This is a genomic window from Streptomyces sp. NPDC026575 (assembly GCF_055567415.1).
Genome location: NZ_JBVHQM010000006.1, coordinates 149,133 through 169,520 on the forward strand (window position 1 = coordinate 149,133; position 20,388 = coordinate 169,520).

Consider the following 20,388-nt stretch of genomic DNA (forward strand, 5'->3'; position numbering starts at 1 on the left):
GCAGCCGACCGACGGCAGCTTCTCCAAGGAAAGGTGTGCCCCCGATGGCGCATGTGGACCGGCAGGCATGGGACGTGGTCGTGGTGGGCGCGGGCGGCGCCGGGCTGCGCGCCGCCATCGAGGCCCGCGAGGCCGGTATGCGGACGGCCGTGATCTGCAAGTCCCTGTTCGGCAAGGCCCATACGGTGATGGCCGAGGGCGGTATCGCGGCCAGCATGGGCAACGTCAACGAGCACGACAACTGGCAGGTCCACTTCCGCGACACCATGCGCGGCGGGAAGTTCCTCAACCACTGGCGGATGGCCGAGCTGCACGCCCGCGAAGCACCCGACCGGGTATGGGAGTTGGAGTCCTGGGGCGCGCTCTTCGACCGCACGCCCGACGGCCGGATCTCCCAGCGCAACTTCGGCGGCCACGAGTACCCGCGCCTGGCGCACGTCGGCGACCGTACGGGCCTGGAGCTGATCCGCACCCTCCAGCAGAAGATCGTCTCGCTCCAGCAGGAGGACGAGAAGGAGTTCGGCGCCCACGACGCCCGGCTGAAGGTCTTCCAGGAGTGCACCGTCACCCGCATCCTCAAGGAGCGCGGCCCGGAGGCGGACGGCCGGGTCGCCGGGGCCTTCTGCTACGAGCGGGAGTCCGGCCGCTTCTTCGTCCTGGAGGCCCCGGCGGTGGTGCTGGCCACCGGCGGCATCGGCAAGTCCTTCAAGGTGACGTCGAACTCCTGGGAGTACACCGGCGACGGGCACGCGCTGGCGCTGCTCGCCGGGGCACCGCTGATCAACATGGAGATGGTGCAGTTCCACCCCACCGGCATGGTCTGGCCGCCGTCGGTCAAGGGCATCCTCGTCACCGAGTCCGTACGCGGCGACGGCGGGGTGCTGCGCAACAGCGACGGCCGGCGCTTCATGTTCGACTACATCCCCGACGTCTTCAAGGAGAAGTACGCCCAGACCGAGGAGGAGGGCGACCGCTGGTACGAGGACCCGGAGAACAACCGCCGCCCGCCCGAGCTGCTGCCCCGCGACGAGGTCGCCCGCGCCATCAACGCCGAGGTCAAGGAGGGGCGCGGCTCCCCGCACGGCGGGGTCTATCTGGACGTCTCGACCCGGATGCCGGCCGAGGTGATCAAGCGCCGACTGCCGTCGATGCACCATCAGTTCATGGAGCTGGCGGACGTGGACATCACCGCCGAGCCGATGGAGGTCGGGCCGACCTGCCACTACGTGATGGGCGGGGTCGATGTGGACCCGGACACCGCGGCGGCGACCGGCGTACCGGGCCTGTTCGCGGCCGGTGAGGTCGCCGGCGGCATGCACGGCTCCAACCGGCTGGGCGGCAACTCCCTGTCCGACCTGCTGGTCTTCGGCCGCCGGGCGGGGCTGCACGCGGCCGAGTACACGGCGGCGCTGACCGAGCGGCCCGCCGTCGACCCGCTGCAGATCGACGCCGCCGAGGCGGAGGCGCTGCGCCCCTTCAGCGCCGAGGGCGGCGAGGACGCGGACGGCACCGGGCACGACGAGGGCCCGGCGGAGAACCCGTACACCGTCCACCAGGAGCTCCAGCGGGCGATGAACAGCCTGGTGGGCATCATCCGCAAGGAGGGCGAGATGTACGAGGCCCTCAAGCGGCTCGCGGATCTGCGGGTGCGGGCCCGGCGGGCCGGCGTCGAGGGGCACCGGCAGTACAACCCGGGCTGGCATCTCTCCATGGACCTGCGGAACATGCTGCTGGTCAGCGAGTGTGTGGCCCGGTCCGCGCTGGAGCGCGAGGAGAGCCGGGGCGGGCACACCCGCGACGACCACCCGGCGATGGACCGCAGCTGGCGCAACATCAATCTGGTCTGCCGGCTCGCGGACCCGCAGGGCGACTCCCGGGCCGCGGACCCGGCGCTGGGGCAGATCCGGCTCTCCCGCCGCGAGATGCCGCCGATCCGCCGCGATCTGCTGGAGCTGTTCGAGAAGGACGAGCTGGCGAAGTATCTGACGGACGAGGAGCTGAGCCGGTGAGCGAGCAGCAGACGGTTTCCCACGCGGCCGAGGGTTCCGGGAAGTCCGGCACCTACCAGGCGCACTTCCGGGTGTGGCGGGGCGAGACCGGCACCGGAGGTCTGGAGGACTACACGGTCGAGGTGCACGACGGCGAGGTGGTGCTGGACATCATCCACCGCCTGCAGGCGACCCAGGCGCCGGATCTCGCGGTGCGCTGGAACTGCAAGGCGGGCAAGTGCGGTTCGTGCAGCGCGGAGGTCAACGGCCGGCCGCGGCTGATGTGCATGACCCGGATGTCGGTGTTCGACCGTACGGAGACGATCACGGTCACGCCGATGCGGGCGTTCCCGGTCATCCGCGACCTGGTCACCGACGTGTCCTTCAACTACACCAAGGCCCGCGAGATCCCCTCGTTCGTGCCGCCCGCGGAGCTGGCGCCCGGCGAGTACCGCATGCAGCAGGAGGACGTGGGCCGCTCGCAGGAGTTCCGCAAGTGCATCGAGTGCTTCCTGTGCCAGGACACCTGCCATGTGGTCCGCGACCACGAGGAGAACAAGGCGGCGTTCGCCGGCCCGCGCTTCCTGATGCGGATCGCCGAACTCGATATGCACCCGCTGGACGCGGCGCCGGCGTCCGGCATCGACCGCAAGAGCACCGCGCAGGACGAGCACGGGCTGGGCTACTGCAACATCACCAAGTGCTGCACGGAGGTCTGCCCCGAGCACATCAAGATCACCGACAATGCGCTGATCCCGCTGAAGGAGCGCGCCGCGGACCGTAAGTACGACCCGCTGGTGTGGCTCGGGAACAAGATCCGGCGCCGTACGGAATGACCTCCCCGCGGATCAGACGGCGCGCGGTGCTCGCGGGCATCGGCGGCCTTCCGCTCGCCGCGGCGGCCGGCGTGCCCGAGTCCGACGACCGGGCCGCGGGCGCCGCCGCGGCCCGGGACGGCGCGGCGCCGACGCTGCTGCGCGGCGCCGATCTGGTGCTCACCATGGACCCCGGTATCGGCGAGGGCCCCCTGGGCGCGCTGGCGGACGGCGTCGACCTGCTGCTGCGGGGCGGCACGATCGCCGCCGTCGGACGGCGCCTGGAGGCGCCGCCGGGCGCCCGGGTGCTTCAGGTCGGCGGCAGGATCGTGCTGCCGGGGTTCGTGGATCTGCACAACCACCTGTGGCAGTCCAGCATCCGGGGCGGCTGCGCGGACCGGGACCTGAAGGGCTGGCTGTCCGGCTGCAACGGGCAGGTGCTGTCGAAGATCGGCCCCCGGGACATGTACCGCTTCGTGCGGCTGGCCGCGCTCGACGTCCTCGGCGCGGGCGTCACCACCGTCGTCGACTGGGTGCACCCCCTCCCGTACGACACCGCCGGGGCCTACGTCCGGGCGCTGGACGACGCCGGGGTGCGGTTCGTCTACGCGGCGGCCCAGCACGCGGCCGACCGGGAGCTGATCCCCCGGGTCAAGAGGGACTTCCTGGATCCGCTGCCGCTGGCCTCCGCTCAGGTGTCGGCGCAGCCCGGGATGTCCGTCCGCGCCGAGCTGCGGCAGTTCCACACGCTCGCGCGGGAGCTGGGCGTGATGCTCAACTGCCATGTGCTGGAGTGCCGCCAGGACCGCGCGGACGATCCGGTCCGCGCGCTGCGCGAGGTCGGCGCGTTCGGCCCGGACCTGCTGATGAACCACGCGGTGCACCTCGACGACCGGGAGATCGCGCTGACCGGCGAGCACGGCGTCCGGGTGGCGCACTGCCCGCTCAGCAACATGCGGCTGGCCTCGGGCATCGCGCCGCTGCCCGCACTGCACCGGCACGGCGTACCCGCCGGGCTCGGCCACGACGGCGGGACCAACGACACCTCGGACATGTTCAACCTGATGAAGGCGGCGGTGGGCCTCCAGCGGGCCCGGCACGAGGACGCCGGGGTCCATCCGACGATCCCGGCGGTGCTGCGGATGGCGACGCTGGGCGGTGCGGAGTGCCTCGGCATGGCCGACCGGATCGGGTCGCTGACTCCGGGCAAGCGCGCCGACGTCGTCGTCCTGGACCCCGGCACCCTCAACTTCGCCCCGCGCTTCGACTGGACCAGCCAGATCGTGCTCAACGGGCAGCCCCCCAACGTCAGCGAGGTCTTCGTCGACGGCCGGCCGCGCAAGGCGCACGGTGAGCTGGTGGGGGTGGACACCGCGCGGGTGGTCCGCGAGGCGGAGCGGGCGGCGGCGAACCTGCGCGCCGCCGCCTGACACCGCCCTCAGAACAGACTCAGCAGCGCTTCCGCCGGGTCCATGCCCGTCGACTCCCCGTCGGGCAGGGCGAGTTCGAACCAGACGGTCTTGCCGCGCGGGGTGCGGCGGCTGCCCCAGCCCTCGCTGAGCAGGCCGACCAGCTGCAGCCCCCGGCCGCCCTCGTCGGTGTCGCGGGCGCGGCGGCGGCGCGGCTGGGCGAGATCGGCGTCCCAGACCTCGCAGACCAGCGTGCGGTCCAGCAGCAGCCGCACCCGGATCTCACCGTGGCCGTGCCGCAGCGCGTTCGTCACCAGCTCGCTGACCAGCAGCTCCGCGGTGTCGACCAGTTCCTGAAGGCCCCAGTCCGTGAGCTGGTCGCGGGCCAGCTCACGGGCGCGGGCCACCGAACGGGCCTCCGGTGCGAGGCTCCAGTCGCCCACCGAGTCCTTGGGCAGCCCGTGCACCCGGGCCATCAGCAGCGCGATGTCGTCCTCGCCGTGCGAGGTGTCCAGGGCGCTCAGGACGTGGTCGCAGGCGTCCTCCAGCGGGCGGTCGGCGTCCGACAGCGCCGCCCGGAATGCCTGCAGCCCCTCGTCGAGGGGGTGGTCGCGGGACTCCACCAGCCCGTCGGTGTACAGGGCCAGCAGCGCGCCGTCCGGCAGCTCCACCTCGGTCTCCTCGAACGGCTCGCCGCCGACGCCCAGCGGCATCCCCGGCGGCACGTCGAGCAGCAGCGCGTCCTCGCCCTCCTCGACCAGGACCGGCGGCAGATGCCCGGCGTTGGCGAACGTCGCCCGCCGGGTGACCGGGTCGTAGACGGCGTAGACGCAGGTGGCGAGGTAGACCTCGGAGAGGTCGGCGGTACGGGCGGAGCGGCCCGGCTCCGGCGCGCCGGACCGGCCGCGGGCAGCCCGCCCGGCGGACCGGCCGTCGCCGCTGCCGCCGAGCCCGCGGGCGATCTCGTCCAGCGCCGAGAGCACCTCGGCCGGTTCCAGGTCCAGCAGCGCCAGCGTCCTTACGGCGGTGCGCAGTTCGCCCATCGCCACGGCGGCGCGCAGGCCGCGGCCCATCACGTCGCCGACGACCAGCGCCGTGCGGTGGCCGGGGAGTTCGATGACGTCGAACCAGTCGCCGCCGACCTCCGTGGCGGTGGTGCCGGGCAGATAGCGGCAGGCGATGTCGAGGCCGGCCGCCTCCGGGTCGCCGGGCGGCAGCAGACTGCGCTGGAGGATCAGCGCGCGTTCGTGCTCACGGCGGTAGAGGCGGGCGTTGTCGATGCAGACCGCGGCGCGCGCCGCGAGCTCCACGGCCAGGGCGGTGTCGCGCTCCCCGAACGGCTCGCTGCCCTTCGCGCGGGAGAACTGCACCAGCCCGACGACGGTGTCCCGGGCGACCATGGGCACGACGAGCGTGGAGTGCACCACGGCGCCCAGCTCCGGTCCGTCCTCGCTCTCCCGGCCCGGGATGATCTGCGCCTGGGCGGTGCGCAGGGCGGCCGCGCAGGGGGAGTTGAAGGGGTAGCGGTGGACCGCGCCGACGGCGACCGGCGGGTCCTGGGGCGCGCCGCCGGCGGCGGACGCGAACGGGGCGTCGGAGACGGCGCTGGCGAACGCGACCCGGCGCAGTTCGGCGCTGCCGTCGCTCATGCCGGGCGGCGCCTCGTCGCCGGACAGCAGGCCCTGGTAGAGGTCCACCGACGCCAGATCGCAGAACTGCGGGACGGCGACGTCCAACAGGGTGCGGGCGGTGGTCTCCAGGTCGAGGGAGTTGCCTATCCGGGCGCCGGCCTCGTTGAGCAGGGCGAGGTTGCGGCGGGCGCTGGCGGCCTCGCGCTCGGCCCGGCGCCGGCCGGTGACGTCGGCGGCGAGCGCCGCGACGCCGATGGGGCGGCCGCTGGCGCCGTGCAGCCGGTAGAGCGACACCGACCAGCGGCGGCGCTCCTCCTCGCCGGGCACCGATCCCACCAGCTGCATCTCGGTGACCGGCTCGCCGGTCTCCAGGACGCGGCGCAGCGCGGCGGTCATCCGCTCGGCCTCGGGGCGCGGCAGGAAGTCGTGCGGGGTGCGGCCGCGGTACTTGTTGGCGGGGCCGCCGAAGACCGCGGCGAAGCGCTCGTTGACCCGCAGCAGCTTCAGGTCCGTGCCGAACAGGGTGAAGCCCATGGGGGATTGACCGAAAACGGCCTGTGAGGCGGCGAGGTCGGTCTCGATGCCGCGCAGCGCCCGGACATCGACGACGACGCAGACCGCGGCGCGTTGCCCGGCCTCGTCGTGCGAGGGCATCACATAGATCTCGGCGAGTCCGTCGGCCGGCCCGCCCTCGGCCCTGCGGTAGGGCACCAGGCCGGTCCACTCGCGGCCGTCGAGTATCTCCGACACCTTGCGGCGCCCGGTCTCGCGGAACTCGCTGGGAACGAACGCCTCGATGGGGTCCTTGCCGATGGCGTAGCGGGCGGGGATGCCGAGCATCTGCTCGGCCCGCTCGCTCCACTGGTCGATCCGCCCGTCGGGGCCGAGCGAGAAGGAGGCCACTCTGATGTAGTCGTAGATCGATCCGGGCCGGCTGCTCTGCCATACGGGCGGACCTTGCAGGTCGGGGGCGTACGAACGCCCACCTGGGTCACCGGGGGCGTCCGCACCACCCTGACCATCGGCCTGTGCGGGTTCTGCCCCGCCAGATGACATCTCGCTCACGAGCCCCGTCCCCTCCAGCTCATCGTGCCCGGACCGGACCAGCCTGAGTATCCAGCACCTCGGCTATCCGGAACACGGTCTTCACGATCACAGCACAGTCTCGATCGCAGGCCATCTACAAAATGTCGATGAAATGGCAACGATCAGGACTCCACATGTCTCCTAACCAGCCACCGACAGCTCGAACCACACTGTCTTGCCACTCTTTCCACGCCGGGTCCCCCAGCGTCGCGAACTGCACGCGACCAGCTGCAATCCGCGGCCGCCCTCGTCGTCCGGAGCGGCTGCGCGCTCCTGCGGCGGATCGGGCAGCGGATCGGAGACCTCGACGAGCAGCCCGCCGGAGCTCAGCAGCACCATGCGGACGCCGATCGGTCCGCTGGCGTAGCGCAGGGAGTTGGTGACGAGCTCGCTGACGAGTAGTACGGCCACATCAGCGGCGCCGTTCAGCCCCCAGTCGTCCAGCACCCGGCGGACCATCGTGCGGGCGGTGCGCACCGCGCCGGGGTCGGCCGGAAAACTCCATTCGGCGATCGGTGAGCCGGTGGCCCTGCCGCGCTTGCGGACACTGCTGGAGCCGGTTTCCGGGACCCCTGCCGCTGCGCTGTCGCTCACGCCGATCACATCCCAACCCCGAGGGCATCCCCGTCGGATTGCCCATATTGAGGGGGTCAATCTGGACATACCCGATATCGAGGCCGAAGTATCGCCGCCAACGGTGCGCTGTGACACAAATGGCGCATATGGGAACGGTGGGGCTGTGCGGGCGCGGCGGGCGGTCACGCGTGCGCGGCGAACGCGCCAAGGCACACGGGGCGCGAGCCAGGGCGGACGGACGGCCGCGCGCGCTCAAGCGGACCGCACGCCCGGGATCCCGGCCGTGGCGACCAGCCTGCGCATCGCCTCGGCGACCGCCGGGCGGTCCTGATCCAGCCAGTCGACCTGCGACTCCTCGCCGGGCAGCAGCCAGCGCAGCTCGTCGTGGTCCTGCAGCGGCCGCGGCTCGCCGGACACCAGCCGGGCGGTCCACACCTGCAGGACATAGCCGGGCCGCAGCACCCACTCCCCCGGGATGCGCTCCCCGACCACCACCTCGACGCCGAGCTCCTCAAGCAGTTCGCGCGCCAGCGCCCGTTCGGGCGTCTCACCGTCCTCCACCTTGCCGCCGGGCAGCTCCCAGCGGCCGGCCAGCGCGGGCGGCGCGCTGCGGCGTGCGGCCAGCAGCCGCCCGCTCTGGCACACCGCTCCGCCCACCACTACGCGCTCCGTCGTCATGCGCGGCAGCCTACGTCCCCCGTCCCCGTCCCGCTTCTTCTCGCCCGCCGCCCCTCAGGTGGCCGCGTGGTCGACCTTCTCGACCACGTAGAGCTGCCGCCGGCCCGGTGAATCGAGCCGGTCGGCCACCCGCTCCGCCTCCGCCCGGGTGGCATAGCGGCCGACGCGGTACCGATTGCCCCCTTCGTCCTGGCGGATGACGAGCCAGGGGAGCACCGCTCCGCCCTCGGTCATTGCGCCCCTCCGTCCGCCACGCAGCGCGTCATGACGCGCCCCTCGTCTGCTGATGCCGAAATCGCAATCCGCATATGCCCGAGCGTACGCCCGACCTTTACGCACCGGATATGGATTTACACAAAGAGGTACCGAACCGGCCACCCGCGGGCCCCGGCGTACCGGAAGCGGCCTGCGAGTGGCCGGTTTTACCCGAAGGATCGGGTCTGTGTACGAGACTGCGCGGTGCGGCGCCGGGCTGACTCAGGCCCCGACGGACGCCTTGGAACCTTCGGCCTCCCCGGCCGCGTCCGCCGCAGAGGTCTCTTCCGCCTCACGGATCTCGGCCTCGACCTGGACCAGCGACGGGTTGCGCCACGAGCTGCGCACGCCCCAGTAGTAGAAGGCCAGTCCGATCACGGCGACCACGACGATGTCCCAGCCCGCGGGCAGATAGCCCTTACCGCCGAACTCCTTGCCGCCCGCGTACGACACGGCGGCCATGACCAGCAGATACGCCACCATCCAGGCGCCGGCCTTGAGGTGCGGGCGCAGCCCGGCCCACGGCTTGCGGCCCTGGGTCAGCGGCTTGCCGATCTCGTACCAGGCCCAGACCGGCAGCCCGACGGCCATGATCAGGATGACCTTGCCGGTCAGCGGCCAGCGGCCCCAGTACAGGACCAGCGAGCCGAAGACCATCGCGACCGGCGCGATGATCGGCATCACCCGGAGCTTGACCGGGCGGTTGAGGTCCGGCGAGATACGGCGCAGCGACATCACGGCGACCGGGCCGGTGATGTACGAGATGACGGTGGCGACCGAGACGATCTCGGCGAGCGAGCCCCAGCCGCGGAAGACCGCCAGGAAGAGGAACGCGATCACCAGGTTGAGCAGCAGCGCCGGGCGCGGCACACCGGTCTTCTTGTCCACCTTGCCGAAGACGCCGGGCAGATGGCCGTTCTCCTGCACGCCCTGGATCATGCGCGAGGTGGTGGCGGCGTAGATCATGCCGGTGCCGGACGGCGAGACGAAGGCGTCCGCGTACAGCAGCAGCGCCAGCCAGTTCAGGCCCCAGGCCACCGCGAGGTCGGCGAGCGGCGAGTTGTAGCCGAGGCCGGCCCAGCCGCCGCTGGCGCCCAGCTTGTCGGCGGGAACCGCCATCAGGAACGCGACCTGCAGCGCGACATAGATGACCAGCGCGATCAGGATCGACCAGACGACGGCCTTGGGCAGCGACTTGCCCGGGTTGCGGGCCTCGCCGGCGAGGTTCAGCGGGGACTGGAAGCCGTTGTAGGCCCAGACGATGCCGGAGACGGCGACGGCGGTGAAGACCGAGCTCCAGCCGTTGGGGGTGAAGCCGCCGTGGCCGGAGATGTTGTCCGTGTCGAAGTGCGCCAGCATCAGCGCGCTGGCCGTCAGCACCGGCACCACGACCTTGAAGACCGTGATCGCGGTGTTGGTCTTCGCGAACAGCGAGATGGCGAACCAGTTGAGGAAGAAGTAGAAGATCAGCAGGATGCTGGCGAGCCCCACACCGGTGCCCGTCAGCTCCTTGCCGTCGTAGAGCGCCTTCGCCCAGCCGAAGTCCCAGGAACTCATGTACTGGACCGAGGCGGTGGCCTCACCGGGGATGACCGAGACGATCGCGATCCAGTTGGCCCAGGCGGCGAGGTAGCCGGCGAGCGAGCCGTGCGAGTACTGGCCGTAGCGGACCATGCCGCCGGCCTTCGGGAACATCGCACCCAGCTCGCTGTAGGTGAGCGCGATGGTGAGAGCGACCAGCGCGCCGATGACCCAGGCCAGGATCGCGGCCGGACCGGCGATGGCGGCGGCCCGCTCGGCCCCGAAGAGCCAGCCGGAGCCGATGATGGACCCGAGGCCCGTCGCGGTCAGAGCGATGGTCCCGAGGGACCGCCGGTAATTCGAATGCGAACCCTGCTCCGCACCCTGGGTTTTCGTCGTGCTCACGTGCTGGTCTCCTGGTCTTCCCCCGTGCCGTGCACAAACTTCGCCATCGTAAGAGCGAATCAGAAGATCGGCTTCCCGCTGCTGGCCAAAACTCCCGCCCAGCTGAGGGTCTGTGAGGTTTCCAACACCAAGATCCAGCCAACATTTACGGGCGTATCGCCACAAAATGGACATCGGACTGGAGACTGAAAGCCGCCACGCATCCAGTACGGGGCCACCCGGAGAGCGGACACGGGCGGGGAGGTGGGATACCGGGAGGCGGAAGCGAGGACGCGGAAGCCAGGACGCAGCGAGACGGGGAGGCGGAGGCGGCAGGGGACGACGCCCCCGCAAGCCGCCCGACCACTTCACCGGCCGGTGAACCGCCCAGCCACCCCACCGACAGGTGAACGCCCGGCCACTTCACCGGCAGGCGAACCACCCGACTACTTCACCGGCAGGTGGTAGGCCACCCGATACCGGTCCGCGAGCGCGACGACATCGGCCGTCTCGACCGGCCGGCGACCCGCGAAGTACGTCCGCGAGACCACCAGCACCGCATGCCCCGGCACCCCGCCCAGCGCCATGGCCTCCTCGGCCAGCGCGGCCCGCGCCCCGACCTCCTCGACGACGTTGTCCACCACCACGTCGATGGCCGCCATCCGCTCGACCACCCCGCGCCCCGCCAGCGGCCCCTCCTCCGGCAGCATCACGGGCGTCCGCCCCGTCACGTCCAGGGGCTCCCAGGACGTCGAGAGCATCGCCGGCTCGCCCTCCGCCCGGAACACATAGCGGGTGCGCATCACCCTGGCCCCCGGCGGCACGCGCAGCCGGGAGGCGACCGCCGAACTTGCCGCCTCCTGCTCGCTGTTGGACTCCCAGGTGCCGCGCACCCGCTCGTCGGTCTGCTCCTGCCGGAAGGGCGTACAGCCGCCGACCGCATGGAATCCGGCCCGGGCGATACGGCGCGGCACGGGCTGTTCGCGCACATAGGTGCCCGACCCCGAGCGGCCCTCGACCAGCCCCTCGGCCATCAGGACCTTGCGCGCCTCCAGGGCGACGGTGTCCGAGACGCCGTACTCCTCGCGGATACGTGCCTGGGAGGGGAGGCGGGTGTGCGGCGGCAGCACCCCATCGACGATCTTCTGGCGCAGGTCGCCGGCGACGCGGAGGTACGCGGGCTGCTCACCGAAAGGCACGTGCCCCTCCCAACAGCTTGACAGTCAGCAACAGCGTGGCAACGGCGCGTTGCCGACCGCAACCTTGGGCCAGATATTCACCTGATGTGATGAAACCCAGCTCAGCCCCCTGGGGAGCGCGCACGGACCCCACCGGCCCCGTATCCCCCACCTCACCCACACCCCACGCCCCACCTCCCGGTGAGCGCCGCCCGCGCATGTCACGATCGACCCGGACCGGCCCGCAACGGCACCGCCCGGCAGCGGGACCCGCTGCACCACATGGATCGTTCCACCACACGGACCGCTCACCACACGGCAGCGGCCCGCAAGCAGGTTCACCGGAAGGGAAGGAAGGCGCCCATGCCCGCCGAACCCCGTCTCTCCCCCATGCCCGAGGACTGGCAGCGCGCCCTCGCCGTCGTCGCCCACCCCGACGACCTGGAGTACGGCGCCGCGGCCGCCGTCGCCGAGTGGACCGCCGCCGGACGCGAGGTCAGCTACCTCCTGGTGACCCGCGGCGAGGCAGGCATCGACGGACTGGCACCCGTCGAGTGCGGGGGCATCCGCGAGGCCGAGCAGCGGGCCGGCGCCGCGCTTGTCGGCGTGCACACCGTCGAGTTCCTCGAAGACCACCGCGACGGCGTCATCGAGGCCGGTACGGCGCTGCGTCGCGACCTCTCCGCGGCCGTCCGGCGCCACCGCCCCGAACTCCTGATCACCCTCAACCACCACGACACCTGGGGCGGGGTGCAGTGGAACACCCCCGACCACCGGGTGGTCGGCCGCGCCGTCCTGGACGCGGCGGGCGACGCCGGCAACCGCTGGATCTTCCCCGAGCTGGCCGACACGCGCGGCCTGGCGCCCTGGAACGGCGTCCGCTGGGTCGCCGTGGCCGGCTCCCCGCACCCCACCCACGCCGCCGAGGTCGGCCCCGGCATCGACCGCGCGGTCGCCTCACTTGCGGCACACGCCACGTACATCAGGGGCCTGGGCGGCCCCGACCAGGACCCGCACAGCTACGCCCGCACCTTCATCGAACAGACCCTGCACGCCGGCGGCGAGACCTACCGGGGCCGCCCGGCGACGCTCTTCCAGGTCTTCCCGCGGTAGGGACGTCTCTTCGGTCTCCACGGATCAACGACGAACCGCCCCCGGTCCCCCCACCCCGGCCACGAATCCACCCACCACCTCCGCCTCCTCCTCCGGCCGCTCCAGCGCCATCGCATGGGTCCCGTCCACCCCCGCCGCCATGAACTCGCCAGGTATGCCCAACTGGCCCGCCATGGCGCCCTGGGCGTGTCGGGCAGCAGCTCCAGGCACCGCGCGGCCACCATTCGGACACCGCTCCACCGTCTACGAGAACTGATCGCCCCGTCGACGATCTCGTGGCCCGCGCCTCGCCCAATCGCTACGGTTGAGCCATGACCGCACTGCCCGACTGGATGCGCCCGCCGCGCGCGGAAGGCTGGTTCGCGGAGGACCTGGACCGCCTCCCCGAGGCACCCCGCCACACCGAGCTGATCGACGGAGCCCTCGTCTTCATGATGTCGCCGCAGAGGTGGTGGCACGGCCACCTCGTCACCATGCTCACCGTCGCCCTCATGGAGCAGGCACCCGCCGACGCCCGGGTCGGCCGAGAGATGACGATCAAACTGGATCAACGCAACCGGCCCGAGCCGGATCTCTTGGTGACGAGTGCCGACTACGACAGTGAGCGCACCTGGTTCACCCCGGACGAGGTGCAATTGGCCGTCGAGGTCGTCTCCCCCGAATCCGCGCACCGCGACCGCACGGTCAAGCTCCGCAAGTACGCGGAGGCCGGGATCCCGCACTACTGGTGCATCGAGGACGAGAACGGGGCCCCCGTCGTCCACGTCTACGAACTCGACGAACCCACCCACGCCTACGCGCCCGCCGGCATCTTCCGGGGCACCCTGAAGCGCCCTGTGCCTTTCGAGATCAGCCTCGATCTCGACAAGCTCACCCCGCCGCGGAACAGCTAGGCCGGAGCCAGTACCGAGGCAGCACGAAAACCCGGAAGGGGCCGGGCTCATCAGAGCCCGGCCCCTTCTGAGCTGCGCATTCGCCCGCTCAGCGACGTGGTGTCACGTCACCCGCTCACACGTTGAACCGGAACTCCACCACATCCCCGTCCTGCATCACGTACTCCTTGCCCTCCATGCGGGCCTTGCCGGCGGCGCGGGCGTCGGCTACGGAGCCGGTTTCGACGAGGTCGGCGAAGGAGATGACCTCGGCCTTGATGAAGCCCTTTTGGAAGTCGGTGTGGATGACGCCGGCGGCCTCGGGGGCGGTGGCGCCCTTCTTGATGGTCCAGGCGCGGGTTTCCTTGGGGCCGGCCGTCAGGTAGGTCTGCAGGCCGAGGGTGTCGAAGCCGACGTGGGCGAGGGTGGCCAGGCCCGGCTCGTCCTGGCCGACGGACTGGAGGAGTTCGAGGGCCTCGTCCTCGTCGAGTTCGGCGAGGTCGGCTTCGAGCTTGGCGTTGAGGAAGATCGCCTCGGCGGGGGCGACCAGGGCGCGCTGCTCGTTCTTGAAGTCCTCGTCGGTCAGCTCGTCCTCGTCGACGTTGAAGACGTAGAGGAAGGGCTTGGTGGTGAGGAGGTGCAGGTCGTGCAGGAGTTCCTCGTTGCCGGAGCCCTGGACGATGCCCGCGGAGAAGAGCGTGTCGCCCTTCTCCAGGATCGCCTTGGCCTCTTCGACGGCCTTGACCTTGGGGGCGACGTCCTTCTTGATACGGGATTCCTTCTGCAGGCGCGGAAGGACCTTCTCGATCGTCTGGAGGTCGGCCAGGATCAGCTCGGTGTTGATGGTCTCGATGTCGTCCTTGGGCGAGACCTTGCCGTCGACGTGGACGACGTTCTCGTCCTTGAAGGCACGGATGACCTGGCAGATCGCGTCGGACTCGCGGATGTTCGCGAGGAACTTGTTGCCCAGGCCCTCGCCCTCCGAGGCGCCGCGGACGATGCCCGCGATGTCGACGAAGTCGACCGTGGCCGGGAGGATCTTCTGGGAGTCGAAGATCTCGGCGAGCTTGGCGAGGCGGGGGTCGGGGACGCCGACGACGCCGACGTTCGGCTCGATGGTGGCGAACGGGTAGTTGGCCGCCAGCACGTCGTTCTTGGTCAGGGCGTTGAACATGGTCGACTTGCCGACATTGGGCAGACCGACGATTCCGATCGTGAGCGACACTGTGGCGACTCGACTTCCGCAGGCAGAGGTGGTGGGGTGGGCCGGCCGCTCCGGGGCCGGGTGCCCGGTCCCGGGAGGGGCCGATCAACCAGTCTACGGGGCGGCCGGGCGCGAGCGGCCGTCACCGGGACCGCGCCCGCGCCCGGCCCCGTCCGGAGCCGCGGCCGGCGTCCGGTGCCCCGCCCCGGGCCCGCGGCGAACGAAGTCCCAAGGTCGGGACAAAGCGCGTGTCCCGCAACCGGTTAATCCCACTTAGCGGCCTACCGTTGGCGAGTGGAGCAACACGAAGCGCGCACGCACCAGCACGGACCGTCATGGTCCGCACACCCGGCCACCGACACGGGCACCCGGCTCCCGCGCCCCGCGGAGGCCGTGGCCGCCGACCCCGACGACGCCTTTCTCTCCGCGATGCGGGCCTCCGGGTTCGCGTCCGTACCGGCCTCCGCCCCGCTGCCGCTACGGGGCCCGGCACAGGCCGGGGCCGCCCGCGGCCCCACCCGGGCGGCCCCGACGCCCCGGGCGCCCGAGCGCGCCCCCGCGCCCGTGGAGGGCCCCGAATCCTCGACCGTCTACCGGGCCCGGCCCCGCCCCGCGGCCGCCCCGTCCGCGCTCCTGCCGCACCGGATGCCGGCCGCCAAGCTCACCGGCCTGGGGTGCTGGCTGCTGGCGACGCTGGCCCTGCTGGCGTTCGCGTACCTCGACCAGCTGCTCCTGGGCGGCGCGCCGACCCCGTACGGCTGCTTCTTCCTGGTGGTGAGCGTGGCGGCGGCGTTCTGGGTCAGGCCCTACGACCTGATCTGCGCGCCGGTCACCGTGCCGATCGCCTTCGCGGTCGGGGCGCTGCCGATCCAGCACGGCGGGGAGGGCGTCGGCGGGGTGGTGACCGGGGTGTTCACCGTCCTCGCGCTGAACGCCGGCTGGCTCTACGCCGGCACGGTCGTCTGCGCGCTGATCGCCATGGTCCGCCGCGCGCTGGTCATCGCGCGGCGTCGGGCCAGCCGACGGGCGAAGCGACCGCGGAACGGGCGGTACGGGACGCCGGAGCGACCGGCCATGCGGGCTGCGGAGCGGGGACGGCCGCGGCCGGGGAGCCGTCCGCGGCGGGTGTCGCGCCAGCCCGAGCGGCGTACGCAGCCATCGCGGCACCCACGATCCCCGCGTTGTTCTGAAGCCGAGCCGGCACGATCTCGGCCCTGATGCCCTCGATCAGCGGCAGGAACTTCTCCGCCTTGCGGCTCACCCCGCCGCCGATCACGAACAGCTCGGGCGAGAAGAGCATCTCCAGATGGGCGAGGTACTTGCGCACCCGGCGCGCCCAGTGCTGCCAGCTCAGCTCCTCGTCCTCCTTGGCCTTGGTCGAGGCGCGCTTCTCGGCCTCGTGGCCGTGCAGCTCCAGATGGCCCAGCTCGGTGTTGGGCACGAGGCGGCCGTCGGTGAAGACGGCGCTGCCGATGCCGGTGCCGAGGGTGAGGACGATGACCGTGCCGGCCCGCCCGCTGCCCGCGCCGAAGCGCATCTCCGCCAGGCCGGCCGCGTCCGCGTCGTTGAGGACGGTGACGGGACAGCCGCCGGACTCGCCGCCCAGCCGGCCGGTGAGCAGCGCGCCGGCGTCGGTGCCGATCCAGCGCTTGTCGACGTTGGCGGCGGTACGGGTCGTACCGCCGGTGACCACGCCGGGGAAGGTCGCACCGACCGGCCCCGACCAGCCGAAGTGCTCCACGACCTGTCCGACGCACTCCGCGACCGCATCCGGGGTGGCCGGCTGCGGGGTCAGCACCTTGTAGCGCGTGTCGGTGAGCTCTCCGCGCTCCAGATCCACCGGAGCGCCCTTGATGCCCGATCCGCCGATGTCCACACCGAAGACCCTCATGGGAAAAAGGCTAGGCGCCTACGGGGCCGCCCGCCCGGGGGACGGCTGATCCGGCCGGATCAGCCCTCGGAGGCCGCCTTGGCCTCGGCGCGCAGGTCGCGGCGCAGCTCCTTGGGCAGGGAGAAGGCGATGGACTCCTCGGCGGCGGTGACGGTCTCGACGTCCTCGTAGCCGCGCTGGGCGAGCCAGGCGAGGACGTCCTGGACGAGGATGTCGGGGACCGAGGCGCCCGAGGTGACGCCGACCGTGCCGACGCCCTCCAGCCATGCCTCGTCGATCTCCTCGGCGTAGTCGACCAGGTGCGCGTCGCGGGCGCCGGCGCCCAGCGCCACCTCGACCAGGCGGACCGAGTTCGAGGAGTTCTTCGAACCGACGACGATGACCAGGTCGGCCTCGGCGCCCATCTGCTTCACCGCGATCTGGCGGTTCTGCGTGGCGTAGCAGATGTCGTCGCTGGGCGGGGAGAGCAGGTTGGGGTAGCGGCCCTTGAGGGCGTCGACGGTCTCCATGGTCTCGTCGACCGAGAGCGTGGTCTGGGAGAGCCAGACGACCTTGTCCGGGTCGCGGACGTCGACGTTGGCGACGTCGTCGGGGCCGTCGACCAGGGTGATGTGCTCGGGCGCCTCACCGCTGGTGCCGATGACCTCTTCGTGGCCCTCGTGGCCGATCAGGAGGATGTCGTAGTCCTCCTTGGCGTAGCGGATCGCTTCCTTGTGCACCTTGGTGACCAGGGGGCAGGTCGCGTCGATGGTGGCGAGCTTGCCGCGCTTGGCCTCTTCGTGGACGACGGGTGCGACACCGTGGGCCGAGAAGATGACGATGTTGCCCTCGGGTACCTCTTCGGTCTCCTCGACGAAGATCGCACCCTTCTTCTCCAGGGTCTTCACGACGTACTTATTGTGGACGATCTCGTGGCGTACGTAGACGGGGGCGCCGTACTGCTCAAGGGCCTTCTCGACGGCGATCACGGCGCGGTCCACGCCCGCACAGTAGCCACGGGGGGCGGCGAGCAGGACCTTGCGGCTGGCGGGCGTAGCAGTCATGCCGTCCATCGTAAGGCCGCGCCCCCGCCCCTGAAGATCGCGCCCGTGTCCCAGACTGGGGGCCGGACTTCGTAAGGAGGCATCGATGGCGTCGCTGCGGCGGACCGGGGAGGCGGGGGCGGGAGCGCTGCGGCGGACGCTGACGTTCCGGGACCTGATCGTCTACGGGCTGCTGTTCATCGCCCCGATGGCTCCGGTCGGCATCTTCGGCACGCTGCAGGCCAAGTCGCACGGGGCGATCGCCGTGGTCTACGCGGTGGCGACCCTGGCGATGGCGTTCACCGCGTACTCCTACGCCCTGATGGTGCAGGTCGCCCCGCAGGCCGGTTCGGTCTACACCTACGCCCGGGTGGGGCTGGGCGAGGGCGCGGGGTTCGTCGCCGGGTGGATGGCGATGCTGGACTACCTGCTGATCCCGGCGGTGGCGTATCTGTTCTCCGGGATCGCGCTGCACGCGCTGGTGCCGTCGGTGCACCAGTGGGTGTGGACGGCGCTCGCGGTGGTGGTGACGACGCTGCTGAACCTGTGGGGCGTACGGGTGGCCGCCCGGGTGGGGTTCGCGGTGCTGGCGATGGAGATCGCGGTGCTGGCGGTGTTCGTCGTCGCGGCCGGGTACGCGCTGGTCGCCCACGGGGCGCAGCGGAGCTGGACGGCTCCGTTCACCGGCGAGGGCGGCTTCTCGATGGGCGCGGTGCTGTCGGCGGTGTCGGTCGCGGTGCTGTCCTATCTGGGCTTCGACGCCATCGCGTCGTTCGCGGAGGAGTCCGCAGGAGGCGCCCGGCGGGTGGCGCGGGCGGTGCTCACCTGCCTGGTGGTGGCGGGGGTGCTCTTCGCCGTCCAGACGTATCTGGCGGCGCTGCTCGCCCCGATGCCGGCGGCCGAGCTGGCGGCCGATCCGGGGCGGCAGGGGGACGCCTTCTATGTGACGGCCGACGCGGCCGCGGGCGCGTGGCTGGGGAAGCTGGTGGCGGCCAGCAAGGCGATCGGGGCGGCGTTCGCGGCGCTGGCGGGGCAGGCGGCGGCCGGGCGGCTGCTGTTCGCGATGGCCCGGGACCGGCGGCTGCCGGGGGCGATGTCAAAGGTGGACGCGGGCAGCGGGGTGCCGCGCCGGGCGCTGCTGGGGGCGGCGGCGGTGACGCTGGTGGCGGCGGTGTGGGCGGCCCGCCGGGACGACGGGCTCGACCAGCTGTCGTCGATCGTCAACGTGGGCGCGCTGACCGCGTTCGGGCTGCTGCACGCGTCGGTGATCGGCTGGTTCCGGATCCGCGAGGGGGCCGCGGAGTCGCGCCTGGCGCGGCATGTGGTGGTGCCGCTGCTGGGGCTCGCGGTGGTGGTCGCGGTGGTCCTGGCGGCGTCCCCGACCGCGCAGGTCGTGGGCGGGGTCTGGATGGCGGTGGGGCTGGTGGTGCTGGCGGTGCAGTACCGGGCACGGGCGCGGGCCGGCGGCGGAGCGGGCTGAGGGCGAGCCGGCGGCCACTGTCAGTGCGCGCCGTTAGTCTCGCTCGTATGGCTGTCTCAACGTCCCCGGAAACGCCGATCCCGGTCGGCGAGGTGTCCCGGCTCATCGGCGGGTGGATCGACCGCCTCGGCGCGGTGTGGGTCGAGGGGCAGATCACCCAGCTCTCGCGGCGGCCGGGCGCGGGGGTCGTCTTTCTGACGCTGCGCGATCCGTCGTACGACATCTCGCTGAGCGTGACGTGCTACCGCCAGGTCTTCGACAAGGTCGCCGACGTGATCAGCGAGGGCGCCCGGGTGGTGGTGCACGCCAAGCCGGAGTGGTACGCCCCGCGCGGTCAGCTGTCGCTGCGGGCCGCCGAGATCCGGCCGGTCGGCGTGGGCGAACTCCTCGCCCGGCTGGAGCAGTTGAAGAAGTCGCTGGCGGCGGAGGGGCTGTTCGCGGCGGACCGCAAGAAGCCGCTGCCGTTCCTGCCGCAGCTGATCGGGCTGGTCTGCGGCCGGGCGAGCGCCGCGGAGCGCGACGTACTGGAGAACGCCCGGCACCGCTGGCCCGCCGTCCGCTTCGAGGTGCGCAACGTCCCCGTGCAGGGCGTGCATGCGGTGCCGCAGGTGATCGCGGCGGTCCAGGAGCTGGACGCGCTGCCCGAGGTGGACGTGATCATCGTGGCGCGCGGGGGCGGCAGCGTGGAGGATCTGCTGCCGTTCTCCGACGAGCAGCTCGTACGTGCCGTGGGCGCGGCGGCGACACCGATCGTCTCGGCGATCGGCCATGAGCCGGACACCCCGCTGCTGGACCTGGTCGCCGATCTGCGCGCCTCGACGCCGACGGACGCGGCGAAGAAGGTGGTGCCGGACGTGGGCGAGGAGCTGACCCGGATCCGGCAGCTGCGGGAGCGGGCCTTCCGGGCCGTCGACGGCCTTGTGCAGCGCGAGGAGCGGGGGCTGGCCGCGGCGCTGCACCGGCCCTGCATACAGCGGCCGCAGCGGATGGTCGAGGAGCGCGAGGAGCAGATCACGGCCCTGCTGGAGCGCGGCCGGCGCACCCTCGGGCATCTGCTGGACCGCGCCGACTCCGAGCTGGCGCACACCCTCGCGCGGGTGGTCGCACTCTCCCCCAAGGCGACGCTGGAGCGCGGCTACGCGGTACTGCAGAAGGCGGACGGCGCGGCGGTCCGCTCCCCCCAAGAGGTCGGTGCGGACGAGGAGTTGCGGGCCCGGGTGGCCGAGGGCGAGTTCACGGTGCGGGTGGGCGGCGCCGAGGGCGCTGTCGCACCCGGCGCATAGGG

The 20,388-nt window shown here is 71.9% G+C and carries 17 protein-coding genes and 1 pseudogene; 8 read left to right on the forward strand and 10 right to left on the reverse strand.

From position 1 onward, the window contains the following. Window positions 1-44 precede the first annotated feature (44 nt). From ACZ4NB_RS10475 to ACZ4NB_RS10485, 3 genes are read left to right on the forward strand one after another with little or no spacing between them, the layout of a single operon-like run. A complete protein-coding gene (locus ACZ4NB_RS10475; RefSeq protein WP_467660033.1) occupies window positions 45-2,009 on the forward strand; it encodes a fumarate reductase/succinate dehydrogenase flavoprotein subunit in 1,965 nt (654 codons plus the stop codon). Next, window positions 2,006-2,824, forward strand: coding sequence for a succinate dehydrogenase/fumarate reductase iron-sulfur subunit (locus tag ACZ4NB_RS10480; RefSeq protein WP_467660035.1), 819 nt, complete (start codon window positions 2,006-2,008; stop codon window positions 2,822-2,824). Before ACZ4NB_RS10475 ends, ACZ4NB_RS10480 begins: the two co-directional genes overlap by 4 nt. Next, entirely contained in the window at window positions 2,788-4,233 is a 1,446-nt protein-coding gene (locus ACZ4NB_RS10485; RefSeq protein ID WP_467660037.1) for an amidohydrolase family protein, read from the forward strand. The genes ACZ4NB_RS10480 and ACZ4NB_RS10485 overlap by 37 nt, the downstream gene beginning before the upstream one ends. Before the next feature lie 8 nt (window positions 4,234-4,241). On the opposite strand, the gene ACZ4NB_RS10490 is transcribed toward ACZ4NB_RS10485, so the two are convergent. The 6 genes from ACZ4NB_RS10490 to ACZ4NB_RS10515 form a co-directional block, all read right to left on the reverse strand. Beyond that, entirely contained in the window at window positions 4,242-6,899 is a 2,658-nt protein-coding gene (locus ACZ4NB_RS10490) for a SpoIIE family protein phosphatase (RefSeq protein ID WP_467660328.1), read from the reverse strand. Between the two features lie 171 nt (window positions 6,900-7,070). Continuing rightward, window positions 7,071-7,532 (reverse strand): ATP-binding protein, encoded by a 462-nt coding sequence (locus tag ACZ4NB_RS10495; RefSeq protein ID WP_467660038.1) that lies wholly within the window; start codon window positions 7,530-7,532, stop codon window positions 7,071-7,073. Between the two features lie 225 nt (window positions 7,533-7,757). Then, window positions 7,758-8,183, reverse strand: a complete 426-nt coding sequence (locus ACZ4NB_RS10500; RefSeq protein WP_467660040.1) for a (deoxy)nucleoside triphosphate pyrophosphohydrolase — start codon at window positions 8,181-8,183, stop codon at window positions 7,758-7,760. 54 nt (window positions 8,184-8,237) lie between these two features. After that, the gene (locus ACZ4NB_RS10505; RefSeq protein WP_384432289.1) at window positions 8,238-8,417 is read right to left on the reverse strand and encodes an SPOR domain-containing protein; all 180 of its coding nucleotides are present in this window, start codon (window positions 8,415-8,417) and stop codon (window positions 8,238-8,240) included. A gap of 243 nt (window positions 8,418-8,660) precedes the next feature. Next, window positions 8,661-10,364 carry an APC family permease gene (locus ACZ4NB_RS10510; protein ID WP_467660041.1) on the reverse strand — a complete coding sequence of 568 codons (1,704 nt, stop codon included), beginning with the start codon at window positions 10,362-10,364 and terminating at the stop codon, window positions 8,661-8,663. Window positions 10,365-10,789: 425 nt separating this feature from the next. Beyond that, window positions 10,790-11,542 carry a GntR family transcriptional regulator gene (locus ACZ4NB_RS10515; RefSeq protein WP_467660043.1) on the reverse strand — a complete coding sequence of 251 codons (753 nt, stop codon included), beginning with the start codon at window positions 11,540-11,542 and terminating at the stop codon, window positions 10,790-10,792. Between the two features lie 342 nt (window positions 11,543-11,884). On the opposite strand from ACZ4NB_RS10515, the gene ACZ4NB_RS10520 reads away from it, so the two are divergent. Next, a complete protein-coding gene (locus tag ACZ4NB_RS10520) occupies window positions 11,885-12,634 on the forward strand; it encodes a PIG-L deacetylase family protein (RefSeq protein ID WP_467660044.1) in 750 nt (249 codons plus the stop codon). 24 nt (window positions 12,635-12,658) lie between these two features. On the opposite strand, the gene ACZ4NB_RS10525 is transcribed toward ACZ4NB_RS10520, so the two are convergent. After that, window positions 12,659-12,844 carry a hypothetical protein gene (locus ACZ4NB_RS10525; protein WP_467660046.1) on the reverse strand — a complete coding sequence of 62 codons (186 nt, stop codon included), beginning with the start codon at window positions 12,842-12,844 and terminating at the stop codon, window positions 12,659-12,661. A gap of 101 nt (window positions 12,845-12,945) precedes the next feature. Here ACZ4NB_RS10525 and ACZ4NB_RS10530 point away from each other — a divergent pair, with 101 nt between their 5' ends. Further along, window positions 12,946-13,527, forward strand: a complete 582-nt coding sequence (locus ACZ4NB_RS10530) for a Uma2 family endonuclease (protein ID WP_467660048.1) — start codon at window positions 12,946-12,948, stop codon at window positions 13,525-13,527. 115 nt (window positions 13,528-13,642) lie between these two features. Here ACZ4NB_RS10530 and ychF read toward each other — a convergent pair whose 3' ends face one another. Then, window positions 13,643-14,731 carry a redox-regulated ATPase YchF gene (gene ychF / locus ACZ4NB_RS10535; protein WP_384432309.1) on the reverse strand — a complete coding sequence of 363 codons (1,089 nt, stop codon included), beginning with the start codon at window positions 14,729-14,731 and terminating at the stop codon, window positions 13,643-13,645. Window positions 14,732-15,355: 624 nt separating this feature from the next. Here ychF and ACZ4NB_RS10540 point away from each other — a divergent pair. After that, a pseudogene (locus ACZ4NB_RS10540) lies at window positions 15,356-15,694 on the forward strand (DUF6542 domain-containing protein); the annotation flags it as partial. Between the two features lie 13 nt (window positions 15,695-15,707). Here ACZ4NB_RS10540 and ppgK read toward each other — a convergent pair. Beyond that, the gene (ppgK, locus tag ACZ4NB_RS10545; RefSeq protein WP_467660050.1) at window positions 15,708-16,601 is read right to left on the reverse strand and encodes a polyphosphate--glucose phosphotransferase; all 894 of its coding nucleotides are present in this window, start codon (window positions 16,599-16,601) and stop codon (window positions 15,708-15,710) included. A gap of 59 nt (window positions 16,602-16,660) precedes the next feature. Further along, window positions 16,661-17,644 (reverse strand): 4-hydroxy-3-methylbut-2-enyl diphosphate reductase, encoded by a 984-nt coding sequence (locus tag ACZ4NB_RS10550; RefSeq protein ID WP_467660051.1) that lies wholly within the window; start codon window positions 17,642-17,644, stop codon window positions 16,661-16,663. Between the two features lie 85 nt (window positions 17,645-17,729). Here ACZ4NB_RS10550 and ACZ4NB_RS10555 point away from each other — a divergent pair, with 85 nt between their 5' ends. Next, window positions 17,730-19,103 carry an APC family permease gene (locus ACZ4NB_RS10555; protein ID WP_467660053.1) on the forward strand — a complete coding sequence of 458 codons (1,374 nt, stop codon included), beginning with the start codon at window positions 17,730-17,732 and terminating at the stop codon, window positions 19,101-19,103. Between the two features lie 47 nt (window positions 19,104-19,150). Continuing rightward, window positions 19,151-20,386: an exodeoxyribonuclease VII large subunit gene (gene xseA, locus ACZ4NB_RS10560; protein WP_467660054.1), complete on the forward strand. Its 1,236-nt coding sequence runs from the start codon at window positions 19,151-19,153 to the stop codon at window positions 20,384-20,386. Window positions 20,387-20,388: the final 2 nt, after the last annotated feature.